The 24340-nt window shown below is 64.3% G+C and carries 19 protein-coding genes and 1 pseudogene; 12 read left to right on the forward strand and 8 right to left on the reverse strand.

Annotation, left to right across the window (positions count from 1 at the left end):
* Window positions 1-10: 10 nt before the first annotated feature.
* Together AC1DOX_RS25470 and AC1DOX_RS25475 are read right to left on the reverse strand one after the other, a co-directional pair.
* Window positions 11-940 (reverse strand): LysR family transcriptional regulator, encoded by a 930-nt coding sequence (locus AC1DOX_RS25470; protein WP_441622220.1) that lies wholly within the window; start codon window positions 938-940, stop codon window positions 11-13.
* A 148-nt stretch (window positions 941-1088) separates the two neighbouring features.
* The gene (locus AC1DOX_RS25475) at window positions 1089-2639 is read right to left on the reverse strand and encodes an acetyl-CoA hydrolase/transferase family protein (protein ID WP_441622222.1); all 1551 of its coding nucleotides are present in this window, start codon (window positions 2637-2639) and stop codon (window positions 1089-1091) included.
* A gap of 297 nt (window positions 2640-2936) precedes the next feature.
* On the opposite strand from AC1DOX_RS25475, the pseudogene AC1DOX_RS25480 reads away from it, so the two are divergent.
* The 4 genes and pseudogenes from AC1DOX_RS25480 (at window position 2937) to AC1DOX_RS25495 (ending at window position 7720) form a co-directional block, all read left to right on the forward strand.
* A pseudogene (locus AC1DOX_RS25480) lies at window positions 2937-3388 on the forward strand (YciI family protein).
* A gap of 228 nt (window positions 3389-3616) precedes the next feature.
* Complete coding sequence (locus AC1DOX_RS25485) at window positions 3617-5401, forward strand: FAD-dependent oxidoreductase (RefSeq protein ID WP_441622224.1); 1785 nt, start codon at window positions 3617-3619, stop codon at window positions 5399-5401.
* Window positions 5402-5512: 111 nt separating this feature from the next.
* Complete coding sequence (locus AC1DOX_RS25490; protein ID WP_441622226.1) at window positions 5513-6514, forward strand: hypothetical protein; 1002 nt, start codon at window positions 5513-5515, stop codon at window positions 6512-6514.
* Between the two features lie 225 nt (window positions 6515-6739).
* A complete protein-coding gene (locus tag AC1DOX_RS25495) occupies window positions 6740-7720 on the forward strand; it encodes a tripartite tricarboxylate transporter substrate binding protein (RefSeq protein ID WP_441622228.1) in 981 nt (326 codons plus the stop codon).
* A gap of 39 nt (window positions 7721-7759) precedes the next feature.
* Here the strand turns inward: AC1DOX_RS25495 and AC1DOX_RS25500 are convergent, their stop codons facing one another.
* Window positions 7760-8701, reverse strand: a complete 942-nt coding sequence (locus tag AC1DOX_RS25500) for a LysR substrate-binding domain-containing protein (protein WP_441622230.1) — start codon at window positions 8699-8701, stop codon at window positions 7760-7762.
* 107 nt (window positions 8702-8808) lie between these two features.
* On the opposite strand from AC1DOX_RS25500, the gene AC1DOX_RS25505 reads away from it, so the two are divergent.
* From AC1DOX_RS25505 to AC1DOX_RS25520, 4 genes are all read left to right on the forward strand, one after another.
* On the forward strand, window positions 8809-9855 hold the full coding sequence (locus tag AC1DOX_RS25505; protein WP_477101567.1) for a Bug family tripartite tricarboxylate transporter substrate binding protein: 1047 nt from the start codon (window positions 8809-8811) through the stop codon (window positions 9853-9855).
* Between the two features lie 13 nt (window positions 9856-9868).
* Entirely contained in the window at window positions 9869-11650 is a 1782-nt protein-coding gene (locus AC1DOX_RS25510) for an FAD-dependent monooxygenase (RefSeq protein ID WP_441622234.1), read from the forward strand.
* Between the two features lie 68 nt (window positions 11651-11718).
* Window positions 11719-12816, forward strand: coding sequence for a porin (locus tag AC1DOX_RS25515; RefSeq protein WP_441622236.1), 1098 nt, complete (start codon window positions 11719-11721; stop codon window positions 12814-12816).
* 338 nt (window positions 12817-13154) lie between these two features.
* Entirely contained in the window at window positions 13155-15362 is a 2208-nt protein-coding gene (locus AC1DOX_RS25520; protein ID WP_441622238.1) for a penicillin-binding protein 1A, read from the forward strand.
* Window positions 15363-15621: 259 nt separating this feature from the next.
* Here the strand turns inward: AC1DOX_RS25520 and AC1DOX_RS25525 are convergent, their stop codons facing one another.
* On the reverse strand, window positions 15622-16629 hold the full coding sequence (locus AC1DOX_RS25525; RefSeq protein WP_441622240.1) for a CAP domain-containing protein: 1008 nt from the start codon (window positions 16627-16629) through the stop codon (window positions 15622-15624).
* Window positions 16630-17018: 389 nt separating this feature from the next.
* Here AC1DOX_RS25525 and AC1DOX_RS25530 point away from each other — a divergent pair, with 389 nt between their 5' ends.
* The 3 genes from AC1DOX_RS25530 (at window position 17019) to AC1DOX_RS25540 (ending at window position 19709) form a co-directional block, all read left to right on the forward strand.
* Window positions 17019-18224 (forward strand): DUF4382 domain-containing protein, encoded by a 1206-nt coding sequence (locus AC1DOX_RS25530; RefSeq protein WP_441622290.1) that lies wholly within the window; start codon window positions 17019-17021, stop codon window positions 18222-18224.
* An 88-nt stretch (window positions 18225-18312) separates the two neighbouring features.
* Window positions 18313-19116 (forward strand): transporter substrate-binding domain-containing protein, encoded by an 804-nt coding sequence (locus tag AC1DOX_RS25535; protein ID WP_441622242.1) that lies wholly within the window; start codon window positions 18313-18315, stop codon window positions 19114-19116.
* Window positions 19117-19412: 296 nt separating this feature from the next.
* Window positions 19413-19709 (forward strand): hypothetical protein, encoded by a 297-nt coding sequence (locus tag AC1DOX_RS25540; protein ID WP_441622244.1) that lies wholly within the window; start codon window positions 19413-19415, stop codon window positions 19707-19709.
* 341 nt (window positions 19710-20050) lie between these two features.
* On the opposite strand, the gene AC1DOX_RS25545 is transcribed toward AC1DOX_RS25540, so the two are convergent.
* The 4 genes from AC1DOX_RS25545 to AC1DOX_RS25560 all read right to left on the reverse strand — a co-directional run bounded on the left by AC1DOX_RS25545 (window position 20051) and on the right by AC1DOX_RS25560 (window position 22865).
* On the reverse strand, window positions 20051-21121 hold the full coding sequence (locus AC1DOX_RS25545; RefSeq protein WP_441622246.1) for a copper resistance D family protein: 1071 nt from the start codon (window positions 21119-21121) through the stop codon (window positions 20051-20053).
* A 6-nt stretch (window positions 21122-21127) separates the two neighbouring features.
* Window positions 21128-21502 (reverse strand): copper resistance CopC family protein, encoded by a 375-nt coding sequence (locus AC1DOX_RS25550; RefSeq protein WP_441622248.1) that lies wholly within the window; start codon window positions 21500-21502, stop codon window positions 21128-21130.
* A gap of 5 nt (window positions 21503-21507) precedes the next feature.
* Window positions 21508-22470, reverse strand: coding sequence for a hypothetical protein (locus AC1DOX_RS25555; RefSeq protein ID WP_441622250.1), 963 nt, complete (start codon window positions 22468-22470; stop codon window positions 21508-21510).
* A gap of 203 nt (window positions 22471-22673) precedes the next feature.
* Window positions 22674-22865, reverse strand: a complete 192-nt coding sequence (locus AC1DOX_RS25560; protein WP_441622252.1) for a hypothetical protein — start codon at window positions 22863-22865, stop codon at window positions 22674-22676.
* Between the two features lie 777 nt (window positions 22866-23642).
* Here AC1DOX_RS25560 and AC1DOX_RS25565 point away from each other — a divergent pair.
* Window positions 23643-24338, forward strand: a complete 696-nt coding sequence (locus AC1DOX_RS25565) for an ABC transporter ATP-binding protein (RefSeq protein ID WP_441622254.1) — start codon at window positions 23643-23645, stop codon at window positions 24336-24338.
* Window positions 24339-24340: the final 2 nt, after the last annotated feature.

Raw genomic sequence — 24340 nt, forward strand, 5'->3', positions numbered from 1 at the left:
CCTGGCGCGACTATCGCGCGGCCGCTGCCCGCAAGGCGTCGAGCAACACACTCATCGACGCCGTGACGGGCCGGCCGCGTCGCGTGACGATGCCGTAGGGGCCCAGCTTGCGCGGCAGCGGCAAAGGCAGCACGGTCAGCGCGCCGAGACCCTCGTAGAACGCCGCGACCGAGGCCGGCAGTACGGCGATCAGTTCGCTGTCGGCCAGCAAGGAGGTGGTCATCAGCACCGCGGCGGTTTCGATGGTCGACGGGGGCGGCGCAACGCCGGCATCCTCGAACGAGCGGTCGATCAGCGCGCGCATCGGGCTGGGCCGTGGCTGCATGATCCACGGATAGTGGGTCAGCTCGGCAAAGGAGGGGCGCCGGCGCTTGCACAGCGGATGCTGCGGGCCGACCACGATGGCCAGCCCTTCCTCGTCCAGTTGTTCGAACGCCAGTCCGCTGCTGTCCCAGCCCTCCGGCACGCGGCCCAGCACGATGTCCAGCTGGTCGCGCTCGAGCAGCGGCACCAGCAGGTCGCTCGTATCGACCTGAATGGCGATTTCCAGCCGGGGATGGTCGCGATTGAGGTCCCGGATGACGCCGGCGAGCAAGCCCGGCGTGGGCGCCATCACCGCGCCCACGCGCACCCGGCCGGTCTTGCCCGATTCCAGCGCCACCAGTTCGTCGCGCAGGCCGGCCATGTCGGCAAACACCAGCTTGGCGTAGCGCGTGGCCGCGCCACCAAAACGCGTCGGACGCAGGCCGCGCGCGTGGCGGTCGAACAGCGTCACCCCCAACAGTTCCTCCATGTCTTGCAGCATCTTGCTGACCGCCGGTTGTGTCAGCGTCAGTGCCTCCGCAGCCTGACGGAGCGAACCACGCTCCTCGATGGCCAGCAGCAACCGAAGATGCTGCATCTTGAGACGGCTGTGGAGTGCGGTGACGGATGGGATCATGGGGGGCGGGAGACGGACAGGGCCATGGGGCCATGGGGCCAGCCTGCCGAGGCAGAAATGCGTCGGCCGGCGGCGATCAGCCATTCTTATCACTGACCGCCCGGGCGTCAACTTTTGTTGATACGTCCCGCGCGCCTCCCGCGAGCCCTCAGGCGGCCAATGCCGCAGCCTGCGCTTCGACCGCGGGCGATACCGGATCGGCCTGGGTTGCCGGCAGCATGCTGCCGTGGTCGCGGTAGTTCACGTGCCAGGCAAACGCTTCTTCCAGCAGGTGCGGGGTTTGGCCACCGCGCGACGATGCGCGTCTGAAATAGTCGAGCAGCCCGTCGCGGTAGGCCGGGTCCGCGCAGTTGCGGATCACCTGCAGCGCGCGCTCGCGCGGCGCCAGGCCGCGCAGGTCGGCCAGGCCGTGTTCGGTCACCAGGATGTCGACGTCGTGCTCGCTATTGTCGACGTGCGACACCATCGGCACGATGCTGGAAATCCTGCCGTCCTTGGCCACGGACTTGGTCACGAACACCGACAGGTAGGCATTGCGCGCAAAGTCGCCGGAGCCGCCGATGCCGTTCATCATGTGCGTGCCGCCGACGTGCGTCGAGTTGACGTTACCGTAGATGTCGCACTCCAGCGCCGTGTTGATGGTGATCAGGCCCAGCCGGCGCAGTACCTCGGGATGGTTGCTGATTTCCTGCGGGCGCAGGACCAGCCGCGACTTGTAGCGGTCGATCTCGTCGAGCACGCGGCGGTAGACGGGGCCCGAGAGCGTCATCGAGGACGCCGATGCGAAGCGCAGCTTGCCGGCATCGATCAGCGAGATCGTGCTGTCCTGCAGGACCTCGGAGTACATCGTCAGGTCGTGGAACGGGGAATCCGCCAGCCCGTGCAGCACGGCATTGGCAATCGTGCCGATGCCGGCCTGCAGCGGTTGCAGCGAGGACGACAGCCGGCCCGCGCGTACCTCGTGCGCCAGCAGCGCGTTCAGGTGGCCGGCGATCTGGCGGGTTTCGGCATCCGGGGGCAGGGCGTTGGAGGGGCTGTCGTCGCGCTCGGTGATGACGATGGCGGCGATACGCGACGGGTCGACGGGGATATAGGGCAGACCGATGCGCTGTTCGACGGCGATCAGCGGAATCGGCTGGCGATACGGGCGCTGCACCGGGAACGCAATGTCGTGCAGCCCTTCCAGCGCGGCGGGCATGTTCAGGTTGATCTCGACGATCACCTTCCTGGCCATCATGGCGAAGCTGGCCGAGTTGCCGACCGAGGTGGTCGGCACGATGCCGCCGGTCTCGGTAATGGCCGCGGCCTCGATCACCGCGATGTCCACCGGCGCCAGTTGTCCGCTGCGCAGTTGCTCGACGGTTTCGCCCAGATGCTGGTCGATGAACATGACCTCGCCATTGTTGATCTTGCGGCGCAGCGTGGCATCCGCCTGGAACGGCAGGCGTCGCGCCAGCACGTTGGACTCGGCCAGGATCTTGTCGATGTCGTTGCCCAGCGACGCGCCGGTAATCAGCGTGATCTGCAGCGGATCGCTGGCTGCGCGACGGGCCAGCGCGAAGGGTACGGCCTTGCAGTCGCCTGCGCGGGTGAAGCCACTCATGCCCACCGTCATGCCGTCCTGAATCAGCGTGGCGGCTTCGTCGGCCGTCATGATCTTGTCCTGGAGGGCGGCCATGCGAATGCGATCGCGGTACATCTCGTCTCCTTGCTTCCGTACTTTCTGGGGGCGTTCTGAATTTCCGCCGCCGGCCTTGCAAGCCAGCGCGGAAGCGCGTCTGTCGGGCGCGAAACAAAGTGTAGCCAGCGTCGACTATTCTCACCATGATTTAAAACGATTAGATCCAGTCGTTTTCTTCATGGGTAAGGCTGATCCCAATGTCGTTTTGGCGGCGTGACGTTCGTCGTACAGTAGAGCGCCCCGGAACCACCATCGTTGCGCTCGCCCCCAACCCCGCCTCAGCCAACTCAGCCCCATATCGAAGGAGATACCAAGATGCGATTCATGATTCTGCGCAAGGCCGACGCCCAGACCGAAGCCGGCGAAATGCCCTCCGAGCAGTTGATTGCGGACATGACGGCCTACAACGCCGAACTGGTGAAGGCCGGCGTCATGCTGGCCGGCGAGGGCCTGCACCCGTCGTCGCGGGGCGCCAGGGTGAAATTCTCGAAGGGCAAGCCCACCGTGATCGATGGCCCGTTTGCCGAGGCCAGGGAACTGGTCGCCGGCTTCACGATGATCGAGGTCGGGTCCTATGAGGAGGCCCTCGAGTGGGTGCGCCGCTGGCCGGTGACCGACGGCAACGGCGAGGTGGACTGGAACTCCGCCGCGTCTTTGAAGCCGATGACTTTGGCGAAGCCTTCACGCCCGAGCTGCGCGAGGAAGAGGAACGGATGCGCAGCGCGATCCAGCAAGCCGGCAAGCCTCTGGGTGGCACCAGGGGGTGACGCCAGCCACGGGCGCCGACGCCGTGACGCGCCGGACCGTGGAAGCGGGCCGGCGAGCCCCGGGGCCGTGCACGACGCCGGATCTTCATAAATCTTCATGTGTGTTTCCGGCCAAGGGCGGCTACTATCGACCCGATGCGCGGCCGGCGGTAGCGGCCGCGAAGGCAGTCTCGTTCGATGCACATCGCCGGCACGGCCGGCAACCTCATTACTACAGCAGGGGGAAGCATGGAGATGACGCAGGCGACATCGGAGGGCGATGCCGGTCCGGACATGACGAACGAGCAAGCCGGTCACGAGCCGGTGGCGGGGCTGGAAGCGCCGTTCTCGGTTCTGGAGAGCCGCCGCCACCAGATGTTTCCCACGCTGACCGCCGCGGAGATCGCACGCATTCGGCGCTTCGGCGAGGTCAAGGCCTGGAAGGCCGGCGAGAAGCTGTTCTCCATCGGCGACACCGGCCGCGGCATGCACGTGATCCTGACGGGCCGCACGCAGATCATTCACCGCGACGGACTGGGCAACAGTGTTCCCATCGCCGACGAGGGGCCGGGCCAGTTCCTGGCCGAGGTCGGCCAGCTGAGCGGCAAGCCCGCGCTGGTGGACGCCGTGGCGCTGGAAGACGTCACCATCCTGGTGGTGCCGCCCGATCGCCTGCGGGCGCTGCTGGTGGCGGAAGCCGACCTGGGCGAACGGATCATGCGGGCCCTGATCCTGCGCCGCGTGGGCCTGATCGAGCGGGGCAGCGGCCCGGTGCTGGTGGGCAAGGGCACGCAGCCGTTGCTGCTGGCGCTGCAGGCGTTCCTGCGCCGCAATGGCTATCCGCACAAGGTCATCGACATCGATGTCGACCATGACGCCACCGCGCTGCTCGACGTCAGCAAGGCCCCGGCGAGCGATTTTCCGATGGTGATCTGCCCCGATGGCAGCGTGCTGCGCGCGCCGGACGAGGGGCAGCTCGCGTCCTGCCTGGGGCTGGTGCCCGAGTTCCATCCCAATCACATCTACGACGTGATCGTCGTCGGCGCAGGGCCGGCGGGACTGGCGACGGCCGTGTATGCGGCCTCCGAAGGGTTGTCGGTGGCCGTGATCGACTGCCGCTCCCCCGGCGGGCAGGCGGGCGCCAGCGCGCGTATCGAAAACTATCTGGGCTTTCCTACCGGCATCTCCGGTCAGGCGCTGGCGGGCCGCGCGTTCGTGCAGGCGCTGAAATTCGGTGCGCATCTGGCGATACCGCTCGAGGCGCGCGCGCTGCATTGCGGCGACAACCCGATCCGGATCGAACTGGCCGATGGCCGCCAGATTCCCACGCGCAGCGTGGTGATCGCCACCGGTGCGCAGTATCGCCGTGCGGATATCGAATCGCTGGAGCGCTATGAAGGCCGGGGCGTCTACTACTGGGCCTCGCCGGTGGAAGCCAAGCTCTGCAAGGACGAACACGCGATGCTGGTGGGCGGCGGCAACTCGGCGGGGCAGGCGGCGGTATTCCTGGCCTCCCACGCGGCCGAGGTGCATATCCTCGTGCGCGGCGAAGGGCTCGAGGCCACGATGTCGCGCTACCTGATCGATCGCCTGAAGAGCCTGCCCAACGTCCACCTGCACACCCATGCGCAGATTACGGCGATGGAGGGCGAAGGCTGGCTCTCGAAGGTCAAGGTCAGGGAGCAGGCACTGGGGCCGGAGTGCGTCGAGACGCCAATGCGCCACGTGTTCCTGTTCATCGGCGCCGCGCCCAATACGGACTGGCTGCGTGCCTGCAATGTGCAGACGGATTCGAAGGGCTTCGTGCTGACCGGCTACGATGCGCGGCAGTCCTGCACGGAACGGGCCGACTACACGCTGGAAACCAGCGTGCCGGGCGTGTTCGCGATTGGCGACGTGCGGTCGGGGTCCACCAAGCGCGTCGCCGCCGCAGTGGGCGAGGGCGCCGCGGTGGTGGCGCAGATCCACCGCTACCTGGCGAGCCTGACGGAGCAGGCGGATCCGGTGATGAAAACAGTAACTACAGGCGTGTAAAGAAGTAAATTCCCCGCCGCTGGATTCCTTGCGACGATAGCGCGCGGGCAGTTGCGTACCTGCTGTCGCGACGTCACACCATGCCCGCCGTATCGCCAGACATGGAACAAGATGAAGGCCGCTCTCCGTCACGGGACTCGCCCACTTCGCATCCGCAAACGCATACGACACGGCCTTCGCCTCTGCGCCGCACTCGTTGCGCTGTCCGCCTGTCACCAGGCCGGCGCGCAGGCCGGATTTCAACTCATCGGCCCCGGCGTGCAGAAGCAGGCCAACGGCGTGCTCGCCCTGATGGGATATTCCGTGGTGCCGGACCTCGCGTCCAGCTCGCTGTCGATCAACAACGCGGCCACCAGCAACCCCGGCATCGTCATGTCGCAACTGGGCGGCGGATTCACGATGAGCAAGACGTTCCCGCTATACCTGGAAGGATCGATCGCCTACAGCCGCTATGACCCGACCTTCGTCGCCACGGACGGGTCGGAGTCGCGCGAGGTCCCGACCCGCTGGAATACCGTGGCCGGGACGATTGGCATCGGCTGGGACTTCCCGCTGACGGCCGACAAGGAACTGGTCTTCCGGCCGATCCTCAATGCGTCGCTCGGCAACGTGTCGAGCGACCTGGCCGTGGCCAAGGCTGTCGTGGAGCGCGCCGCCGACCGTCAGATCGACTTCCTGAATGGCGGCACGCTCAACGCGTACGGGCTCGGTGGCGCCGTGATGCTCGACTGGGAGCACTACCGCGAAACCCACGAGATCGATCTGGAACTGCGCTACACCAACATCTACCTGCAGACGTTTGGTGGCACCAGCGCCTCGGTGAAGGGCACCGCCACAGCCCAGACCGCAAACGTGTATGCGCGCTGGCGGGCCCCGACCGGGATGTTCGCGATGGATCGGCCCGTGCGCTATGTGCTGGAGCTCTCGCACTCGCACTATTACGGCAATCAGGCCGGCGTGCTGGGGTTCAACCACTTGACCACGCTGGGGACCGGGCTTGAGCTGGACACCAGCGCCCATGAGATCTTCGTCACGCGGGTGCGCGCGGTGGTCCGCTACGTCTTCGGCAACAACGTCTCGGGCGTATCGCTCGGCCTCGCCGCGAGCTTCTGACCACGCCGCGCGAACAGGGCAGGTTCGCCGGCCGTTCCACATCGGTCAGCGCCGGAGGCGTCCATTCGCCGCGATTGCCGTGGCGTCAATTCGTGAATGCCAGGCAGCAATGTCGATCTGGTGGCGACATCAGGGCGCCACCATTCATGGCTACACTCTCCGCATTCTTTCAAGAACAAGGCATTCGACCGGGCCAGATCCCGGCACGCCCAACAGGAGACCACCATGAACCGACCATTCGCCCGGCTGGCGACGCTAGCCGCCTGCGCGGCCACCGTGCTGGCCGTCGCGCCCGCGCAGGCTGCGGACAGCTACCCTGATCGCCCCATCCGCCTGATCGTGCCGTTCGCGCCGGGAGGCAGCGTGGATATCGCCGGCCGGCTGATCACCGATGCGTGGGGCAAGCAGCTCGGGCAACCGGTGGTCGCGGACAACCGCGCCGGGGCGTCGGGCAACATCGGCATGGATCAGGTGGCCAAGGCCAAGCCGGACGGTTACACGCTGGCGATCAACAACGTGGCGCTGGCGGTCAACCCGGCGTTGTTCGCGAAACTGCCGTTCGACACCGCGAAGGATTTCGTCTCGGTTGGCACGATGGGGACTTCGCAACATGTCCTGGTGGTGACCAACAGCCTGCCGGCGAAGAACGTGAAGGAGCTGGTGGCGCTGGCCAAGGCGCAGCCGGGCAAGCTGAGCTTTGGCTCGGCGGGGTCGGGCAGCACGTTCCATATGGCCGCCGAACTGTTCAAGTCCGAATCCGGCGCGGATATCCTGCACGTGCCTTACAAGGGTGGCGGCCCGGCCATGGTCGATACGATCGCGGGCCAGGTGCAGATGAGTTTTCCGGTGCTTTCCGCCGCGCTGCCGCAGGTGCAGGCCGGCAAGCTTCGCGCGCTGGCCGTGACGGGGCCGAAGCGCTCGCCGCTGATGCCGGACATTCCGACGATGGCCGAGGCTGGCCTGCCGCGCTATGCGTTCGAGACGTGGTTCATCGTCAGCGCGCCGGCCGGTACGCCCAAGGACGTGCTGGCCAAGCTGAACCAGACGCTGAACGCGGCGCTGGCGCAGCCGGAGCTGAAGGCGCGACTGCTCAAGGAAGGGTTTGAGCCGCTGACGATGAGCCCCACGCAGGCCGATGCGATGCTGCGCAAGGAAATGGTCCGCTGGTCGGCGCAGATCAAGCAGGCGGGGATCACGCCGGAGTAAGTCGATGCGGCCGGTGCGGCTGGCGCGCTCACTCGCACGCTAGCCGGCGGGTTTTTTCATGGCGGGGGGCGCGGCTTTTCGCGTCGCCGTCACCTGTCCGGCCGCGCGCTCGAACAGCGTGGAGAAGTACGCCGCGGCGGGTGTCAGGGGCACGCCGGCCCGCGAAATCTGGACGATGTCCGGCCCCTCGATGCGCTCCTTGACGTCGATCGGCGCGATGACGCCCGAGAACAGCGGCGCATTGACCCACTGCCGTGGCAGCATTGCCAGAGCGTCGGTGGAGCAGAGCAGGGCGGCCACGCCCACCATCGATTCGGCCTGCGTCATCGGCACCGGCGGCGGCAGCCCCTGGCTGACGAAGGCATCCTCGAATTCCGCCTCGACGCGTTCACGCACGCCGGTGAGAATCCATTCCTCGTCGACGAGCTCCGCCAGCCGCCGCGCGCCGCCGCGGGGATGGCCCCTGCGGCCGACCACCACGCGCTCGTTCTGGAACAGCAGGTCCACCTTGTAGCTGTCGCTGACCGGCCGCGCCGGCCGCGGACCGATAAAGAAATCGAGCGTGCCATCTTGCAGGCGGGCCTCCAGCATCGAGAAAAATCCCTCGACCATCCGCAGCCTGACGCCCGGATAGCGCTTGCGGAACGCCTGATGGACCTCGGGTGCCATCGCCAGCCACACCGCACTGGACAGCCCAACCGAGACCGATCCCGACGGCTTGCCAAGCAGTTGCGCCACTTCGTCCTGGCCACGGCGGATTTCCGCCATCGCCGCATGGGCGCGGCTGTAGAAGGCTTCGCCGATCGGCGTCAGCACCACGCCGCGCGCATGGCGCTCCAGCAGCGGGGTGCCCAACTCCCCCTCCAGTTCGCGCAGGCTGCGCGTCAGCGCCGGCTGGGCCAGCCCTAGCACGCGCGCGGCACCGCGCACGCTGCGCGCCTCCGCGATGGCAACGAAATCCCGCAGGTGATGCAGTTTCATGGCGATAACAGTCAGGCATCGATGGGGCGATTCTGCCATCTTTCTGTGTTCGGAAGGGGCCTCTAGACTCCGGATCCATAACAAAGCCATATCAACGGAGACAACCGATGAAACGCCCTCAATCCGGCCCGGATTCCGGTCCGCAATCCGACCCCGCCATTCGCCCCCGGAGCGCCGCACACCGCGCCGCCACCCTGGCCGCCGCCCTCGTGCTGGCGCAACCACTCCTCGCCACCGCCGCGCACGCGGAGACCTTTCCCGCCAAACCGGTCCGCCTGCTGAGCCCGTTTCCCGCAGGCAGCGGTCCCGATGCGGTGTCGCGCCTGATTGGCGAGCGCTTGTCCCGGGCCTGGGGGCAGCCCGTGATCGTCGATCCGCGCCCGGGCGGCAACGGCTTTATCGCGATGGAGGCCACGCGCCGCTCGCCGGCCACGGGATATGACCTGGGTATCGCCGATGTCGGTCATCTGGCGATCAACCCGAGCCTGTTCCGCAAGCTGCCGTACGACCCCGTCAAGGACTATGTGCCGGTGACCGGTCTGTACCGCACGGCCTTCTTCGTGGTGGTGGCCAGCCACAGCCCGATCCAGTCGATTCCGGCGCTGATCTCGGCCGCCAGGGCCGGCCCGAACGCGGTGTCCTACGGGTCGTGGGCGGTCGGCAGTCCCGGCCATCTCGGCGCGGCGCAACTGGAGGCCGCCACCGGCACGCAAATGCTGCACGCGCCGTTCAAGGACACCGCCCAGCTCTACACGGCCGTGGCGAATGGCGAGGTGACGTGGGCACTCGGGTCGTATGCCACGGCCGGTCCGCTGATCCAGGCCGGCAAGCTGCGCGTGCTGGCCGTGGCGGACAGCAAGCGTTCCATCGCGCTGCCGGACGTGCCGACGATCGAACAGGCGGGCGGACCCAGCGGCATCGACGCTTCCACGTGGGTGGCGTTGCTGGCGCCGGCCGGCACACCGCCGGAGCGCGTATCCGCCATCGGCAAGGCCGTGCGCGAGGCGCTCGATGCCCCCGACGTGCGGGCCAAGATGGCGACCTTCGGCTTCGTGCCGGCGGGCAGCGCGAGCGAAGCGGTGACGGCGTGGATGCGCCAGGACACCTCGCGCTACGCAGACATGGTCCGCCGCACCGGCGCCACCATCAACTGAAGGAAGACTCACCGTGAAGACGCTGCAAACGGACGTCGCCATCATCGGCGGCGGCCCGGCCGGCCTCATGCTGGCTATCGAACTGGGTTGTCGGGGCATCCCGTGCGTATTGCTGGAGGAAGACGCCGATCCCCCGGCATTCCCCAAGGCCAATGCCACGTCGTCACGGACGATGGAGCACTACCGGCGACGCGGCTTTGCCGAAGCGATCCGCGCACTTGGCCTGCCGCCCACCTACCCGCAGGACGTGGTGTACTGCACGCACCTGGCCAGCCACGAACTGGCGCGGTTCCGGATTCCGTCGCGCGCCGAGGCCGGAGAACATGCCTCGGCGCATGCCGACCATTCCGGCACCGACGGGGATTTCGGCGACTACGGCCACGACGCGTGGCCCACGCCGGAACTGCCGCACCGGGCGCAGCAGATGTACATCGAGCCGGTGCTGCGGGCCCGGGCGGCCAGCTATCCGAGCGTGCGGCTGCGGCTGGGGCATCGGGCGATGTCCGTCGCGCAGACCCTGCATGGCGTGACGATGTCGGTGATGCCCACCGGGGACATGGGTTCCCCGGATGGCGCCGATAGCGTTGATAGCGTCGATAGTTCCGATCTCGCCGATGCCAGCGGCCCCAGCGATCCCACCGGTCCGTGGCGCCTGAACGCGCGCTACGTGGTGGGCTGCGACGGCCCGCGCAGTCTCGTGCGCAAGTCGCTCGGCATTCGCTACTCGGGGCAGGGCAGCGAGCAGCGCGACTTCTTCGGCGGCCAGATGCTGTCGATCTATTTCCGCTCCCGACAGCTCTATGCCGTGCTGGGCAAGGACCCCGCGTGGCAATACTGGGCCGTGAATGCGCAACAGCGCGGACTGCTGATCGCCATCGACGGCGACGCCACGTTCCTGCTCGCGGTGCAGCTGGAAGCCGGGCAACAGGCGAGCGATGTCGACGTGGCCACCGTGACGCGGGCGGCGGTCGGTGCGGACTTCGATTTCGCGCTGATCGACCGCATGCCCTGGATCGCCGGCTACACGTTGGTGGCGGACCGGATGGCATCCGGGCGGATGTTCCTGGCCGGCGACGCGGCACATTTGTTCACGCCGACCGGCGGCATGGGCTATAACACCTCGATTGACGATGTGGTCAACCTGGGCTGGAAACTGGCCGCAGTGATCCGCGACGCCGCCCCGGCGGCCCTGCTGGATTCCTACGATCGCGAGCGCCGGCCCGTTGCGCTGCGCAACACCGCGTTTGCACGCCGCATGGCGGACAGCATCGGCAATATCTGCATCGGCAGGGAACTCGACGCTCCGGGCGAGACCGGGGCGCGGGCCCGCGCCGCGCTGGGCGAGGTGTTGGCCGGACACGCCGCCAACGAATTCAACATTCCCGGCCTGCAGCTTGGCGTGCGTTACCTGGACAGCCCGATTGTGGCCGCGGAGGCCGGACCGGTGCCCCAGGATGACCCGAACCGCTACGTGCCGCTGGCCGTGCCGGGGTCTCGGGCGCCGCACGCGGTGGTGGATGGCAAGGTGTTGTTCGACCAGTTTGGCCGCGACTTCACGCTCGTGGCCTTCGGTCAGGACCTGGATACGGCGGAACGCGCCTGTTGGCGTGACGCCGCCGCGACATTTGGCATCACTCTGGACCTGTTGCACGTGAATGACACGGCGGCCCATGCGCTGTACGGCGCCGACCGTGTGCTGATTCGCCCGGATCACCACATCGCCTGGCGTGGCAATGCCCATGCCGATGCCCTGGCGTGGCTGGCGCTGGCCACTGGCCATGCGGCAGACCGATGACGCCCGCTTGACAGCGGCGGACACTCGAAAGACGTACCAGAAAACAATCAAAAACGGGAGGAGACCCCATGAGACCAGCAAGGCTAGCCCTGGCCTGTGCGGCGGCATGGCCCGCCATGGCAATGGCGCAGTCGTCGGTCACCCTGTACGGTGTGATCGACACCGGCATCGAGTACCTGAACAACGTTGGCCCGCAGAAAAACAGCGTGACGCGGATGGACAACCTGGCCGGCACCGTGCCGTCCCGCTGGGGCCTGCGCGGCTCCGAGGAACTCGGCGCCGGCCTGAAGGCGAACTTCGTGCTGGAGTCCGGCTTCTCACCCGATTCCGGCGTGTCCAATCAGGGCGGCCGGCTGTTTGGTCGCCAGGCCTGGGTGGGCCTGGCCGGGGGCTGGGGCCAGCTCTCGCTGGGCCGGCAGTACACGATGCTGTTCTGGTCCACGCTGGAAGCGGACATGCTCGGGCCCAACACGTTCGGCTCGTCATCGCTCGACAGCTACCTGCCCAATGCCCGCGCGGACAATGCCATCGGCTACAAGGGCACGTTCGGCGGCCTGACCGTGGGTGGCACCTACAGCTTCGGCCGGGACGGCGCCTCGACACCGCCGGGGCCGTCGGCCACCGGTTGCGCCGGCGAGAACCCGAACGACCGCAACGCGTGCCGCGAATGGTCGGCGCTGGTCAAGTACGACACCTCGATCTGGGGCGCCGGCGTGGCCTACGACTCGCAGCGCGGTGGCGCCGGGGCGTTCAACGGCCTGACCAGCAGCGGCATGAAGGACGACCGCCTGTCGGTCAACGCCTATACCAACCTCGGCAAGGGCAAGATCGGCGGCGGCTGGATTCGTCGCGACAACGACGCCACCCCGATCGCGCCGCGCAGCGACCTGTTCTTCGGCGGCGCATCGTACGCGGTCACCCCGGCGCTGAGCGTGGACGGCGAAGTGTTCTTCCTGCGCTATCACAACAGCGACAACAAGGCCTGGCTCTACGCGGCGCGCGCCACGTACGCGTTCTCCAAGCGGACGTCGGTCTACGGCACGGCGGGCTTCATCGACAACCGCGGCAACCTGAACCTGTCCGTCAGCTCCGGCGCGGCCGGCGGCGCAACCACGCCGGGCGGCAACCAGTTCGGCGCGATGATGGGCGTCAAGCACATCTTCTGAGTCGCCCGGCAAGACGCAAGAGAAAGCCCGCGCCGTTTCACACGGCGCAGGCTTTTTTCGGCGCTTTGCTGATTTGTGGGGGAGGGAGCCTCTCGGAGCGACCCAACTCGGTCATCCACGGACTTAAAAGCTTAGTGGTCGGAGCGGCCTTGATAAGCCGCCATTCGCGCCCGGCGATCGAATCTGACCGCACACATTGCCGCCGCAAAACCGGAGGACGTTGCTCACACGAAACAAATGTAATCATCTGTTAATGACGCGCGCCGTGGCCCCGATCTGACAACGGAAACGTCTATCCGTTTTGGTACGATCCGGCTCTTTCTGTCAGCGCCCCCACCGTGTATCGCCGATATGTTTCGTTGTTTCGTGAGCGTTGTGCACAGTGGCTCGGCCGCATCCAACCGCTGACTGCCGCCGGCAGCACGATAGTCAGACTCGCATTTAACAGGGCGCTGGGCCGCCTTCGCCGCCCCACGCGACGCGGCATCGTGCTGACGCTCGTCGCATTGCCGGCAATATTTCTCCTGTACGTCCTTGCGCTCGTGCCGCTTACGCCAAGCATTGGCAACATCCGGAAAGCCCGCGTCGATCAGCCAGCATTGATCGTGTCGGCCGACGGCAAACTGCTCGAGCAATTCAAACCGGTCAATCGGGAGTGGGTGTCACTCAGGCAGATCTCGCCCTACATGGTGGATGCATTGATCGCGACCGAAGACCGACGCTTCTACGAGCATCACGGCATCGACTGGAAGCGTACGGCATCGGCCGCGCTGCATACGTTTTCAGGCGACCGACAGGGTGGCTCGACGATCACACAGCAGCTCGCACGCAACCTGTATCCCGACGAAATCGGCCGCGCGCCAACGCTCACGCGCAAGCTCAGGGAAGCGATTACGGCGCTCAAGATCGAGGCCGTATACAGCAAGGACCAGATTCTCGAGACGTACCTGAACACGGTGCCGTTCCTGTACAACGCCTACGGCGTGGAAATGGCCGCACGCACCTACTTCGGTAAATCGGCAAATCAGCTCGACATTCTCGAATGCGCGACACTCGTCGGCATGCTGAAGGCCAACAGCACCTACAATCCTGTGCTCAATCCCGAGCGCGCGTTGCAGCGGCGAAACACAGTGCTCGGACAGATGGACAAGTACGGCAAGCTCAAGCCCGATACCTACGGCTGGTTGAAGCGACAACCGATGAGGGTCGATCTCGCATTGCAAACCGCTCCGCTAGGTGCCGCACCACATTTTTCCGCTCAATTGCGCAAGTGGCTGATCGCATGGGCCGATCGCAATGGCTACAACATCTATGCCGACGGACTGGTCGTGCGCACCACCATCGATTACCGTCTCCAGGCGATGGCGACGCAGGCGGTGGCCTGGCAGACGAACCAGTTGCAATGGGTCGCGAACGACGCGTGGAACGAACGAACGGGCTGCTGGCCTGGCAATGACCTGTTCCAGACATTCATCCGGCAAACGCCTGACTATCGCGCCGCACGCGATGCAGGTCAATCGGACCAGGCCGCGCTCCGTAAACTCGGCATGAACCCCACGTTCGTCCGCGCGCTTTGTCGGACCAAGACACAAGTCCAGGCGGGTTTTGTCGCGATCGATCCGCGCAACGGAGATATCAAGGCGTGGGTCGGCAGTCGCGATTTCGGTGAGGTACCGTTCGATCATGTACAGCAGGCCCGGCGTCAGCCGGGGTCGACGTTCAAGCCGTTCGTTTACGGCGCAGCATTCGCGGACGGCGCACAGCCAGGCGATACGATCATGGACCGGAACGTCGCCATTCCGGTGAGCGGGCAAGCGGAATGGCGGCCTACTGATGCGGAACCGCCTACTGGCCGACCGATGACGTTGCGCGACGCGCTGGTGTATTCCCGCAACCGCATCACCGCTCAGCTCATGCAGAAGGAACGCCCGGAGAAGGTCGCACGGCTCGCTCGCGCGATGGGCGTGCGCGAGAGTCCACTTGAGGCGGTGCCGTCGCTAGCGCTCGGAACGAGCCCGGTCACGCTCAAGGAAATGATCTCGGCGTACAGCACGATCGCGAACCGCGGCGCCTATCTCGAACCGCGCATGGTCACACGCATCGAGAACCGCGACGGCAAGGTACTCGCCGAATTTGCGAGCGCGTCGCCGGTACAGGCGCTGCCGGCTGCCGCAGCGCAAACGCTCGTCGATGTCATGCGCGACGTCGTTAGCCGTGGCACCGGCGCGGGCATCCGGACGCGTTTCGGGATTCGCGCGGACGTGGCCGGCAAGACAGGCACGACACAGGACAATACGGATAGCTGGTTCATCCTGATGCATCCGCAACTGGTCGCGGGCGCGTGGGTGGGATTCGACGATGGACGGGTGACGCTCGGCAGCTACTGGGGCGAAGGCGCGCGTAGCGCCTTGCCGGTGGTGGGCGCGTTCTACGACATGGCCCTGCGCACGAGAGCGATCGATCCGGACGCGCGATTTAGTCCGGAGACCCGGCCTCGTGCGGCCAATGCGCGAAAGCAACGACACTTCCTTTTCTGGCGGTTCTGAGGTCGTCGCGCACGCAGAGGCCACGGTCGATCTGGTGACCTGGTCGCCAGGTCTCCCCCTGCCATGCTGCTGGCTTTTCGATCCGGATCGGACGCAGCGCGACGTCAACTCCAGACCTTGTGACCATAGGTTTGGGGCAACTGGAGTCGCGCAAAATTATCCACCGCAGTCGATGACAGCCAGCGAGCCCGAGCGCTTGCCTTTGGCTCCTGCGGTGGCGGCTCACGTTGTACCGATCCATGGATGCGGTAGTGGCTGATCAGTACGCGGTAAAGCTCCAGGACTTATTGATCGCCACACCATTTCGCGCACCGGCGAAAGTTGCTGTGTATGTGCCTGCAGCGATGGGCTGTGTAGGGAGCAGGAAAGCCACGCCCCGATACAAGCTCGCATCCTCAATAGCCGAAGCAACCGAGCCAGGCTTGGATTCGATAGGCACCAGGATGCGAGCGGGCACGGAATGGCCGCCAGGTCCTCTCAGGATGAAGTTTGAGACTGTCAACACGTCGGATGGCTTTTCAACGTTGACGCGGAACATGATCGGGGGACCGGCTCTAGCCAGATCGGGCGCTGGATTCGGGATCTCGCCACCAGGGATGAACAGGCCGTGGACGCTGGCATTGTCTACTGGGTAGTAGGCGCCAGTGTTGGGAGGCAATTGTTGGCCGCCCCATTGGGCAAGGCCATAGCCACCGGTTCCGGCTGCGCTCACCACGCCAAAGTTTGCCACGCAGTAATTGTCACGCATGGCGAGGCCGATGGTCTCCTGGTTGCTGGTAATCCCTTGCAGGTGGTAGACCGAGCCCGCCATTGCGGCAAGACAGCCGGCAAGCTCGCCGCTATAGGCATTCTGTCCAACCCATTGCTTGTGTGAGCCGCCCACAGCGAGCACTTGCTGGTACGGATCGGAGCGTGTGAAACCTGGCGTCCCAGGGATCTCAGTATGGCTCATCACTGCGTTGAGCTTCATGTACTCCAGGTGGTTTTCGGCCGCAGCGTCCAGGGCGGCGTCTTGCCGCAATGCGCCTACACCCATTGCGATGCGCAGGGAGTTGAGAGAATTGAAGAATTCATGGCGTGGGTCGGTTCTGGTGTACGTGGATGCAGCCGCGACTCTGGTCGAAGGAGAGGACGGCTCCTTCCTGATAGTCGGCGTGCCTGACGGTTTTGAACGAATTTTTGGAGAGGTAGCACCAGCGTGACCAATGCTGGCGCAGGCCGCGACGAAGGCAGACATCGCAGCGACTGTGGAGAGGTATTTCTTCACGTTTGTCCGGTTGTTGTAGGTCTGTACAAGCGGGCCAAGGATCCTCGGGTGACCCCAGCAAATCCGCTTCCGGAGGCTTAACGTGATACAGCGGGGATTCGTGCACAGACTAATTCCCTTGTGCAGGCATGCACCCGCCGGCTTTTCTACGCTACCGCCCGCATCTCGTGGAGTCAGTGCTTATGTCGAGTCGACGAAGGCCATACAGGCAGTGGCTAAGAGTGCCAAGCTGCAGCCGGATAGCATTGTTTTGCTCCACGCGCTACTACCCACTGTTTCTTGCGTTGCAATTCGCACTCACTCTGGCCGAGTGATAACAAATGCTTACAATGACGGCGCATCACTCAAAATATGCTCGCTGGGTCAGAAAATATCCCTGGGGAGATCTCATGAATGCCATACCTTTCGTGGCGTCGCCACTGCGGCTGCTCGCACTGAGCAGTGCGCTTGCTCTTGCCGCCTGTGGCGGAGGTGACGACGGATCGTCGAGTAGCAGCAATACCGGCACGTTGAGTGTGTCGATGACCGATGCACCGGCTTGTGGCTTCGATCATGTCTATGTCACCGTTGACAGGGTGCGCGTCCACACCAGTGCAGGCGCAGACCCCAGCGGCGGAGGATGGGTCGATATCCCGGTCAGTCCGGCCCGACGGATCGACCTTCTGACACTCTCCAATGGCGTGCTGACTAACCTCGGACAAACGGCGCTTCCGGCTGGCACGTACCAGCAGGTCCGCCTGGTTCTCGTGGCCAATGGAGCCGGCGCGCCAGCCAATTCGGTGGTGCCCAGCAGCGGTACCGAACAAGCGCTTGATACCCCGAGCGCCGTGCAGAGCGGCATCAAGATCATCCGTCCCTTCACGGTCGCGCCCAATACGCAGAGCGACCTGGTGCTCGACTTCGATGCCTGCAAGTCGGTCGTCACGCGTGGCAACGGCACCTTTGGCCTCAAGCCGGTGGTGACCGCAGTGCCGATGGTGGCAAGCGGAGCTGTGACGGGTGTGGTCGCCTCGGCACCGGGCGCTCGGGTCTTTGCTGAACGCAATGGCGTCGTGGTCAAGGCGACCGTTGCAGACGGCAACGGTAACTTTACGCTGTCGCCCATCGAGCAAATCAGTACTACCGACAAGGTGGATGTGGTGATAGTGCCAACGTCGACGACCGGGCGTGGCACCGGCATCGTACGCGGCGTGCCGGTCGTGGCGGGCGGCAGTACCGCTGTCGCAACCGCAGCGGCGCCGCTCAGCCTGCCGACCTCGACGTTTGGCAAGGTATCGGGGACAGTCACGCCGGCCAGTTCGGAAGCAACGGTCCGAGCCTTGCAGCAAACCGGTGGCGGCACTTTCGAGATTGCCTCCGCGGCGGCGTCCGACACTGGCGCCTATAGCCTGTTCGCAGCGCAGCCGGCACTGCCGCTGGCCGGGCCTGCGGTTGGAACATACGTGGCCCCGCTGCCGTCAGGGGGAATCCCTCTGACGCAGGATGGTTCCGTGGCAGGCAAGTACAGCATTCAGGCTACCAGCAGCTCCGGCACCGTCATCACCCAGCAGGTCACTGTGACCACGACGGGCCTGACCCAGAACTTTGCGTTCTGATGCGCGGGTGCCAGTACTGGCACCCTGCGATGCGCGGCCTCGTTGCTGCCCCCGTTCGCCGTCCGATCGTCACAAGAGGAGACGCACTATGAAAGCGAAGCTCGCGGTTGCCGGTATGTTGGTGGCATTTCATGCTTTTGCGTTGTCGCCGCAGCCGCCTGCAAGCTATCCCAGGCCGCCCGCGTCGGCAACCATGAAGAACATCCTGGAAGCGCGCGAACTCCGGGTCTGCACTCCTGGCGACTACAGACCTTTCAGCTTCATGAAGAACCCTGACGTGTACGAGGGGATTGACGTCGATCTCATGACGTCGCTGGCCCGATCGCTGGGTGTCGAACTCAAGATGGTAAAGACCACGTGGGCCACGCTAATGGCCGATTTCGGAGCCGGAAAATGCGATATCGCGGCCGGTGGTATCTCCGTCACGTTGGGGCGGCAGATGCTCGCGTATTTCAGTACGCCGTACATGGTCAACGGTAAGACACCGATCACGCGCTGCGAAAATGTGGGCAGGTTTCAGACCATCGAGGCAATCGACCAGGGCGGCGTACGCGTGATTGCCAATCCCGGCGGCAGCAACGAAACGTTCGCCAGAACGCGGCTGTCCCATGCTCGGCTGAGCATCCACAAGGACAATCTCGGAATCTTCGACGAAATCATCGCGGGTCGCGCCGATGTCTTCGTGACAGAAGCTGCCGAGGCTATCGTGCAAAGCCGGGCGCATCCCGAACTATGCGCGGTCAATCCTGACAAACCGCTGCAGTATGCGGAAATGGCCTACCTGCTGCCCAGTGGCGATGAAGTGTTCAAGCGCTACGTCGACCAATGGTTGCATCTCACCCAGGCCAGCGGCGAATTGGGTGCAGTTCGGGAGAAGTGGCTTGGGAAGTAGGCCCTGATGCCGGGCTAGCTTTTCCGGAAGCGGACCGAAGCTGGGAGCTTATTATTGACGGGCCGCTTCCGACCCCTCTGAGACATCCGACCACTTTGATGCCAGCGGCCGCTCTGGCTGAAAAAGCGTCACCCGACTCAAAAAGTGCAATGGTCGTAGTCGCCAGCATCCGGGGCGCGTTGAGCCGTGGCGATCAATGCCTGAATCTTGTTGCCAGTTACCACGGTAAAGATTTTGATACACCTCTCACGGAAGCATTCCGATAGGCTCGCCACCAAACAATCCGGAGCGTCAGAATGAAGCCGCGCATCGTCATTTCCATTGTTGCCCTATCGCTCCTGCTGGGGATGGCTGCCATCAATGCTCGTGCCGACGACAAAGATGGTTACAGCAGAGAGTACAAGCGTGACGAGTACAAAGAGAAGTACTGGGACGGTCGCTGCAAGGTCGAGCGGAAGTGGAAGAAGAACGGCGAATACAAGGAAGAGCGGAAATGCAAGGACCGGCGGATTGAATACCCTCAATATGGTGATGTCTACTATCAGCCTGCGCCCGCCGTTGTGGTTAGCCCTCAAGTCATTGTCCGGCCATAGCGTTCAGGCTTTACGTCAGATCGAAGCCTTGTAAGTCCCTGGGAAGCCCGTAGAGCGAAAGCCTGCGGGCTTTTTCACAGGCTCATCCGTTATCAAAAGCTCGCCCGAGGCAGTCAGCTTTGCCGGAGAGGGTCCGGCGAGGAGAGGGCGCCGACCAACGCCTTCCGACTTTCGACTTCCGGTCGCCCTGGGGCGACGGGCTTGGCCCGATGGGCGAGTAGCCATCCCGGTAAGGGTTCGGGAAATGGTCATTTAAGTGGATTTTGGAGTAGTCCCCATTCGGGCGCGGCCATCAGCAGCGAACGGCAAACGGACTGCAGCGGCCTCAATCTGTTTGGGGCTCAGCGAGCCAAGTTATTAGCGTGCGTATGGTGGCTGGGCGGCATGTGGCTTTGATGGCGGGCGGGCATCTGGCCGAGCAGAATCGCGACACAGAGCAGCGCCCCTATCATCAGGACACCTTCCACTTCTGCCCTCCGTACAAATCGCTCGAGAGGACCATGCTTTCCCGCTCTGCGGGGCTCCAGCGTGAGGAGGGACAGTGTGGTCGCCAATAGCCCTGAAGGCTCCGCGCTGCCGGCCGACTCGCCTGCCCAGGCTTGCAGCGAAGGGATGCCGAGATAGCGGTTGCTTGCGCCTAGCACAACAATGATGAGCACCAAGGACAACTTGAGCAACAGGATCCTGCCATAAGCGGTCTGCCAAAGCGCCTCGAAGTGCTGCAACTCCAGCCACGCATTGTAGATGCCGGTCAGGGCTACCACCGCGAGGGCTACGCCCGCGAGTGCCGACCAGCGGCGGGCCATGGCAGCAACGAATTGGCGCCGCTCATCCGCCGCCACGGTCAAGCTATGAAATCCGGTAAGCGTGAGCCCGATCAGGCTGCCTCCCCAGAGAGATGCGGCGAGCAAGTGCGACCAGTCCATGAGTTCGGGCAGCGTGATATCGCCCCAGTCGGCCGCATGGCCGGACAAACTTCTGCTTGCGGCAATCATGCAGGCCGCAGCCAGCATCGCCGCCGTGATCATAGGCGAGCCGAGGCGAGCTCGGGTACTCCAGCCTGACCATAGCACCAGTAGCGCCACAGGACGAAGCAGCCAGACTCGCCCAAAATGAGTCTGGGAGAGGACCTGCGGCAGCACCACGTGGACCTCCGCCAGCGGACGTCCGCTCATCTCCGTGGTGCGCCGGATCAGTTCGCCGACGCTGCTAAGCGTGAGCACTGCGAGGCAGATGCCAACCAACCACCAGAGTGACACCACGGCGGCGGTGGATGGCTGCGGCCATTCGTCCTTGAATCGGACTACCCAGATGCGGAAGCCGAGAACGCCGATACAAGTAGCGAGTGCCAGCAGATCAGCCGCGGTAACGAGCATGCTGCCCGGGCTTACAGCCATCATTGCATGGGCCATGGTTGCCTATCGCCCCACCGTGAATGAATAGTCCCCTTCCGTGGCATGTCCATCGCGGGCAATCACCCGCCAGAAGACATGGTAGACACCTGGCGCCAGCGGCGGCAGCCGTGCCTCGAGCAGGCGGGCCTGCCCGGTATTGACTTGGCCCGAGTCTTGATTGACTTGCCGCCCCTGGGCATCCAGCACGCGCAGGGTGCTGAAGGTGGGTTCCAGATCCGCGTCAAACCAGATTCGAACTTGGCCGGGAAAATTGTCGATGATGGCACCGACACGCGGCTCCATGTGTTCAGGAAATGCGTGCGCCAAGGTCGCTTGGGGCGCCAGCAGTTCCCATAGCGCGGCGATCGCCAGGCAGATCCTCAATGGGCGAAGGTTCATTCCGGTCAGTGGAAGATTGGTTTCCCGATGCCCCTGGGAAACATGTCGTCCAGGAACAAGTGAAATTGAAGGAACACCCCGACGTCACGCCCGGACCGACGATTGACCGGGATGGCAGCTTCCAGGGCGACCTGCATGTACTTTCCAAACCACATCAAGCCAGGGTTGACGGTCCCTGTGGTCTGGCCGGAGCAATCCCCGCTCAGGCAGGTTTTCACCGGCACTTCGATCAGGGCGATCATGCGATTGAACGGGGCGCCCAGGCCGACATCTTTGACATAAGTTTGAAGGTACTGCAGGCTGTACTGGATGGTGAAGCCCCAGTTCAGCCGATCGGGTTCCGACCGGCGCGTGGGCAGCTCGGGCGCGAGAACACCGGTAATTGCCAAGGGACGCAGGTACTTCACTGCCTCGGGCAGGTCACCGAAGCCCTTGCCGTAGAAAATGCCGGGCGAAAGGGTGGAGAAGGACTCTGCACCGACACGGTGGCTACCGGTTCCGCCTAGGTCGGCATCCAACCCCAGCGACACGATCGTTTCATGCTCGGCATTCTTGATCACCTGATACTTGACCCCCAACGACAGGTTGTCGAATCCGTACTGGGGGACGGTTGTATCGTCTGGCCTCACGCGCTGGTAGGTGGCGCCCAGCGAGAGGCCGAGGTCGGGCGTGATGCGCTTGCTGAGTTCGGTGGAAAACGTCGTCGTATGGGCACCTGGCGTGCCAGTGGGTGGCCCCGCTTCGTCACTGCCGCCCGTACTGCCTGCCTCTGCCTCTTGCGGGAGCTTGCGATGACCGACCACGAAGCTCGCTTCGTCCGCCACAAACGGGTCGTCAATCGTGACGGTGGCTGGCAGAAAGCGCTTGCCGATAACGCCGTGGGCGTGAGCGGGCGAACTGAACAATCCCAGGATGCCTGCAGCAATCATCAGTGCACAGAACAGGTTATTGCTTGCGGTGTTCTTCATGTCGGGTTGATCTCGACTGATGGCAGATTCAGGACACAGATAGAGATGGCCCAGCCATGACCTCGGGCCGGCGTTCTATTGCACTGCTGATTTGGCTTCGGCCGGCAAAGGTGACGCCTAATATATGGAGAAAACTTTGGCATGCACTACGGAAGTGCGCATGCCAGTTTCCCAAGAGGGTGCCGGCTGAAAGCCAGGAAGGCTTACTTCTTCTCGGTGCCACCTTCCTTGGTGAATCCCAGATGAACGGTGATGGTGTCGCCGTTCTCGACGTCCTTGATTTGATCGGCCGGGAAATGCAGATTAAGGGTGGGCCCGCCCTTGGTTTGCAGGGCAAACGTTCCCTTCTTGTGATTAAGCTGGCTGACGGTCCCGGTCATATCGTGTTCACCCATGATCCCGGGCGTGTCTTTGTGAGCAAACGCCGTACGTTGCGGAAATCGTCATTAGCATCGTCGATACAACAAGTAGAAATACCCTCTTCATGATGTACCTCCAAGCGATTAATCATCGTTCCGCCAGGCTCAGCATCTGGGCCGGAAGGACCGGCACTGCAAGCTGAATGCCAGCCTGACTGAAAGTGTAGATAACCCGTAACATCGTGCAAGCCAAATGCCAATGTACCGACGCCGGCGACGTGGCCGGGTAGTCTTATGAGCGCAGTCGAGAGCGATATCCATCGCACGCCGGCTGAGGTTCCAAGCTAGATAGCGCAACCGTCCACAAGGACTGACGATGCGACTGCCTTCGAGAGTCCGTTAATTTATCGGGGCCGACGCTCGAACGACCGGGTGATCGCGCGGACCAACGACGCTTCATGGCCGACTTGGGTCGCCTGAGGGGAGAGCGCCGGTTAGCCCTTTGCGGCCCCTTCTTGGTCAGTCGGGCCGGGAACGGTCAACAGCGAGTCGCCCGGGAAGCGGCCGGACGCTGCTGTCCGCCCGGTTGCCCAGATCCGCCGAGTTGCCGGCCAATCATCGAAACTGATATTCGATGTAGCCACTCGGCGGACGTAGACTTGGTTTGCTGCCTGGATGTCTCTGTGATTTCGCTTCGCTTCACCCAAGTTGTTGCATTGCAAGGAAGTTCTTTCGGCACCATCATTTTGGCTTGCATCCGCTCTCCCGTCACTGGATTGCCGTGGATGCGCGCCTCGCGAGGTTGACGACATTGTGCTGACCCTTACAGACGTCTCCAAGACATATAACGGCGCCCGACCACGCGCGGTTTTCCGCGGAGTCAGTCTTGCGCTGAACGCCGGCGAATATGTCGCTGTCATGGGTGAATCGGGCGTGGGCAAGTCAACGCTCCTCCACCTGATTGCCGCCCTGGATCGACCCGACAGTGGCCGAATCCAGTTCGACGGACATGATTTGGGCGAGCTTGACGATGATGCTGCGACCTTGCTGAGGCGGCAAAAGTTGGGGTTCGTGTTCCAGGCCTTCCACGTGCTGCCGAATTTGAGCGCGGCGCAGAACGTGGCCCTCCCGCTGCTATTGAATGGCATCAAAGGGGAAGAGGCGTCGGCGCGCATTGCCGAGATGCTCGCGGCGGTTGGGCTTGAGGGGCGCGAGGACAGTCTGCCGCGCGAGCTTTCCGGTGGGGAACTGCAGCGGGTGGCGATTGCGCGTGCCCTGGTACACCGGCCGATGCTGCTACTGGCCGATGAGCCGACTGGCAACCTTGATCACGATACGGCTGCGCGGGCGCTAAGCCTGCTGCGCGAACTGGTCAACGCAAACGGCACGGCCGCGATTATCGTCACGCACTCGGCACTGGCTGCGGCGACCGCGGATCGCGTCCTGCAATTGACGCCAGGCGGATTGACGTCGCTGGGGGCACAGCCGCCGACGAGCGTGGTCGCCTAAGC

The sequence above is a fragment of the Cupriavidus sp. 01L415 genome (assembly GCF_056400065.1).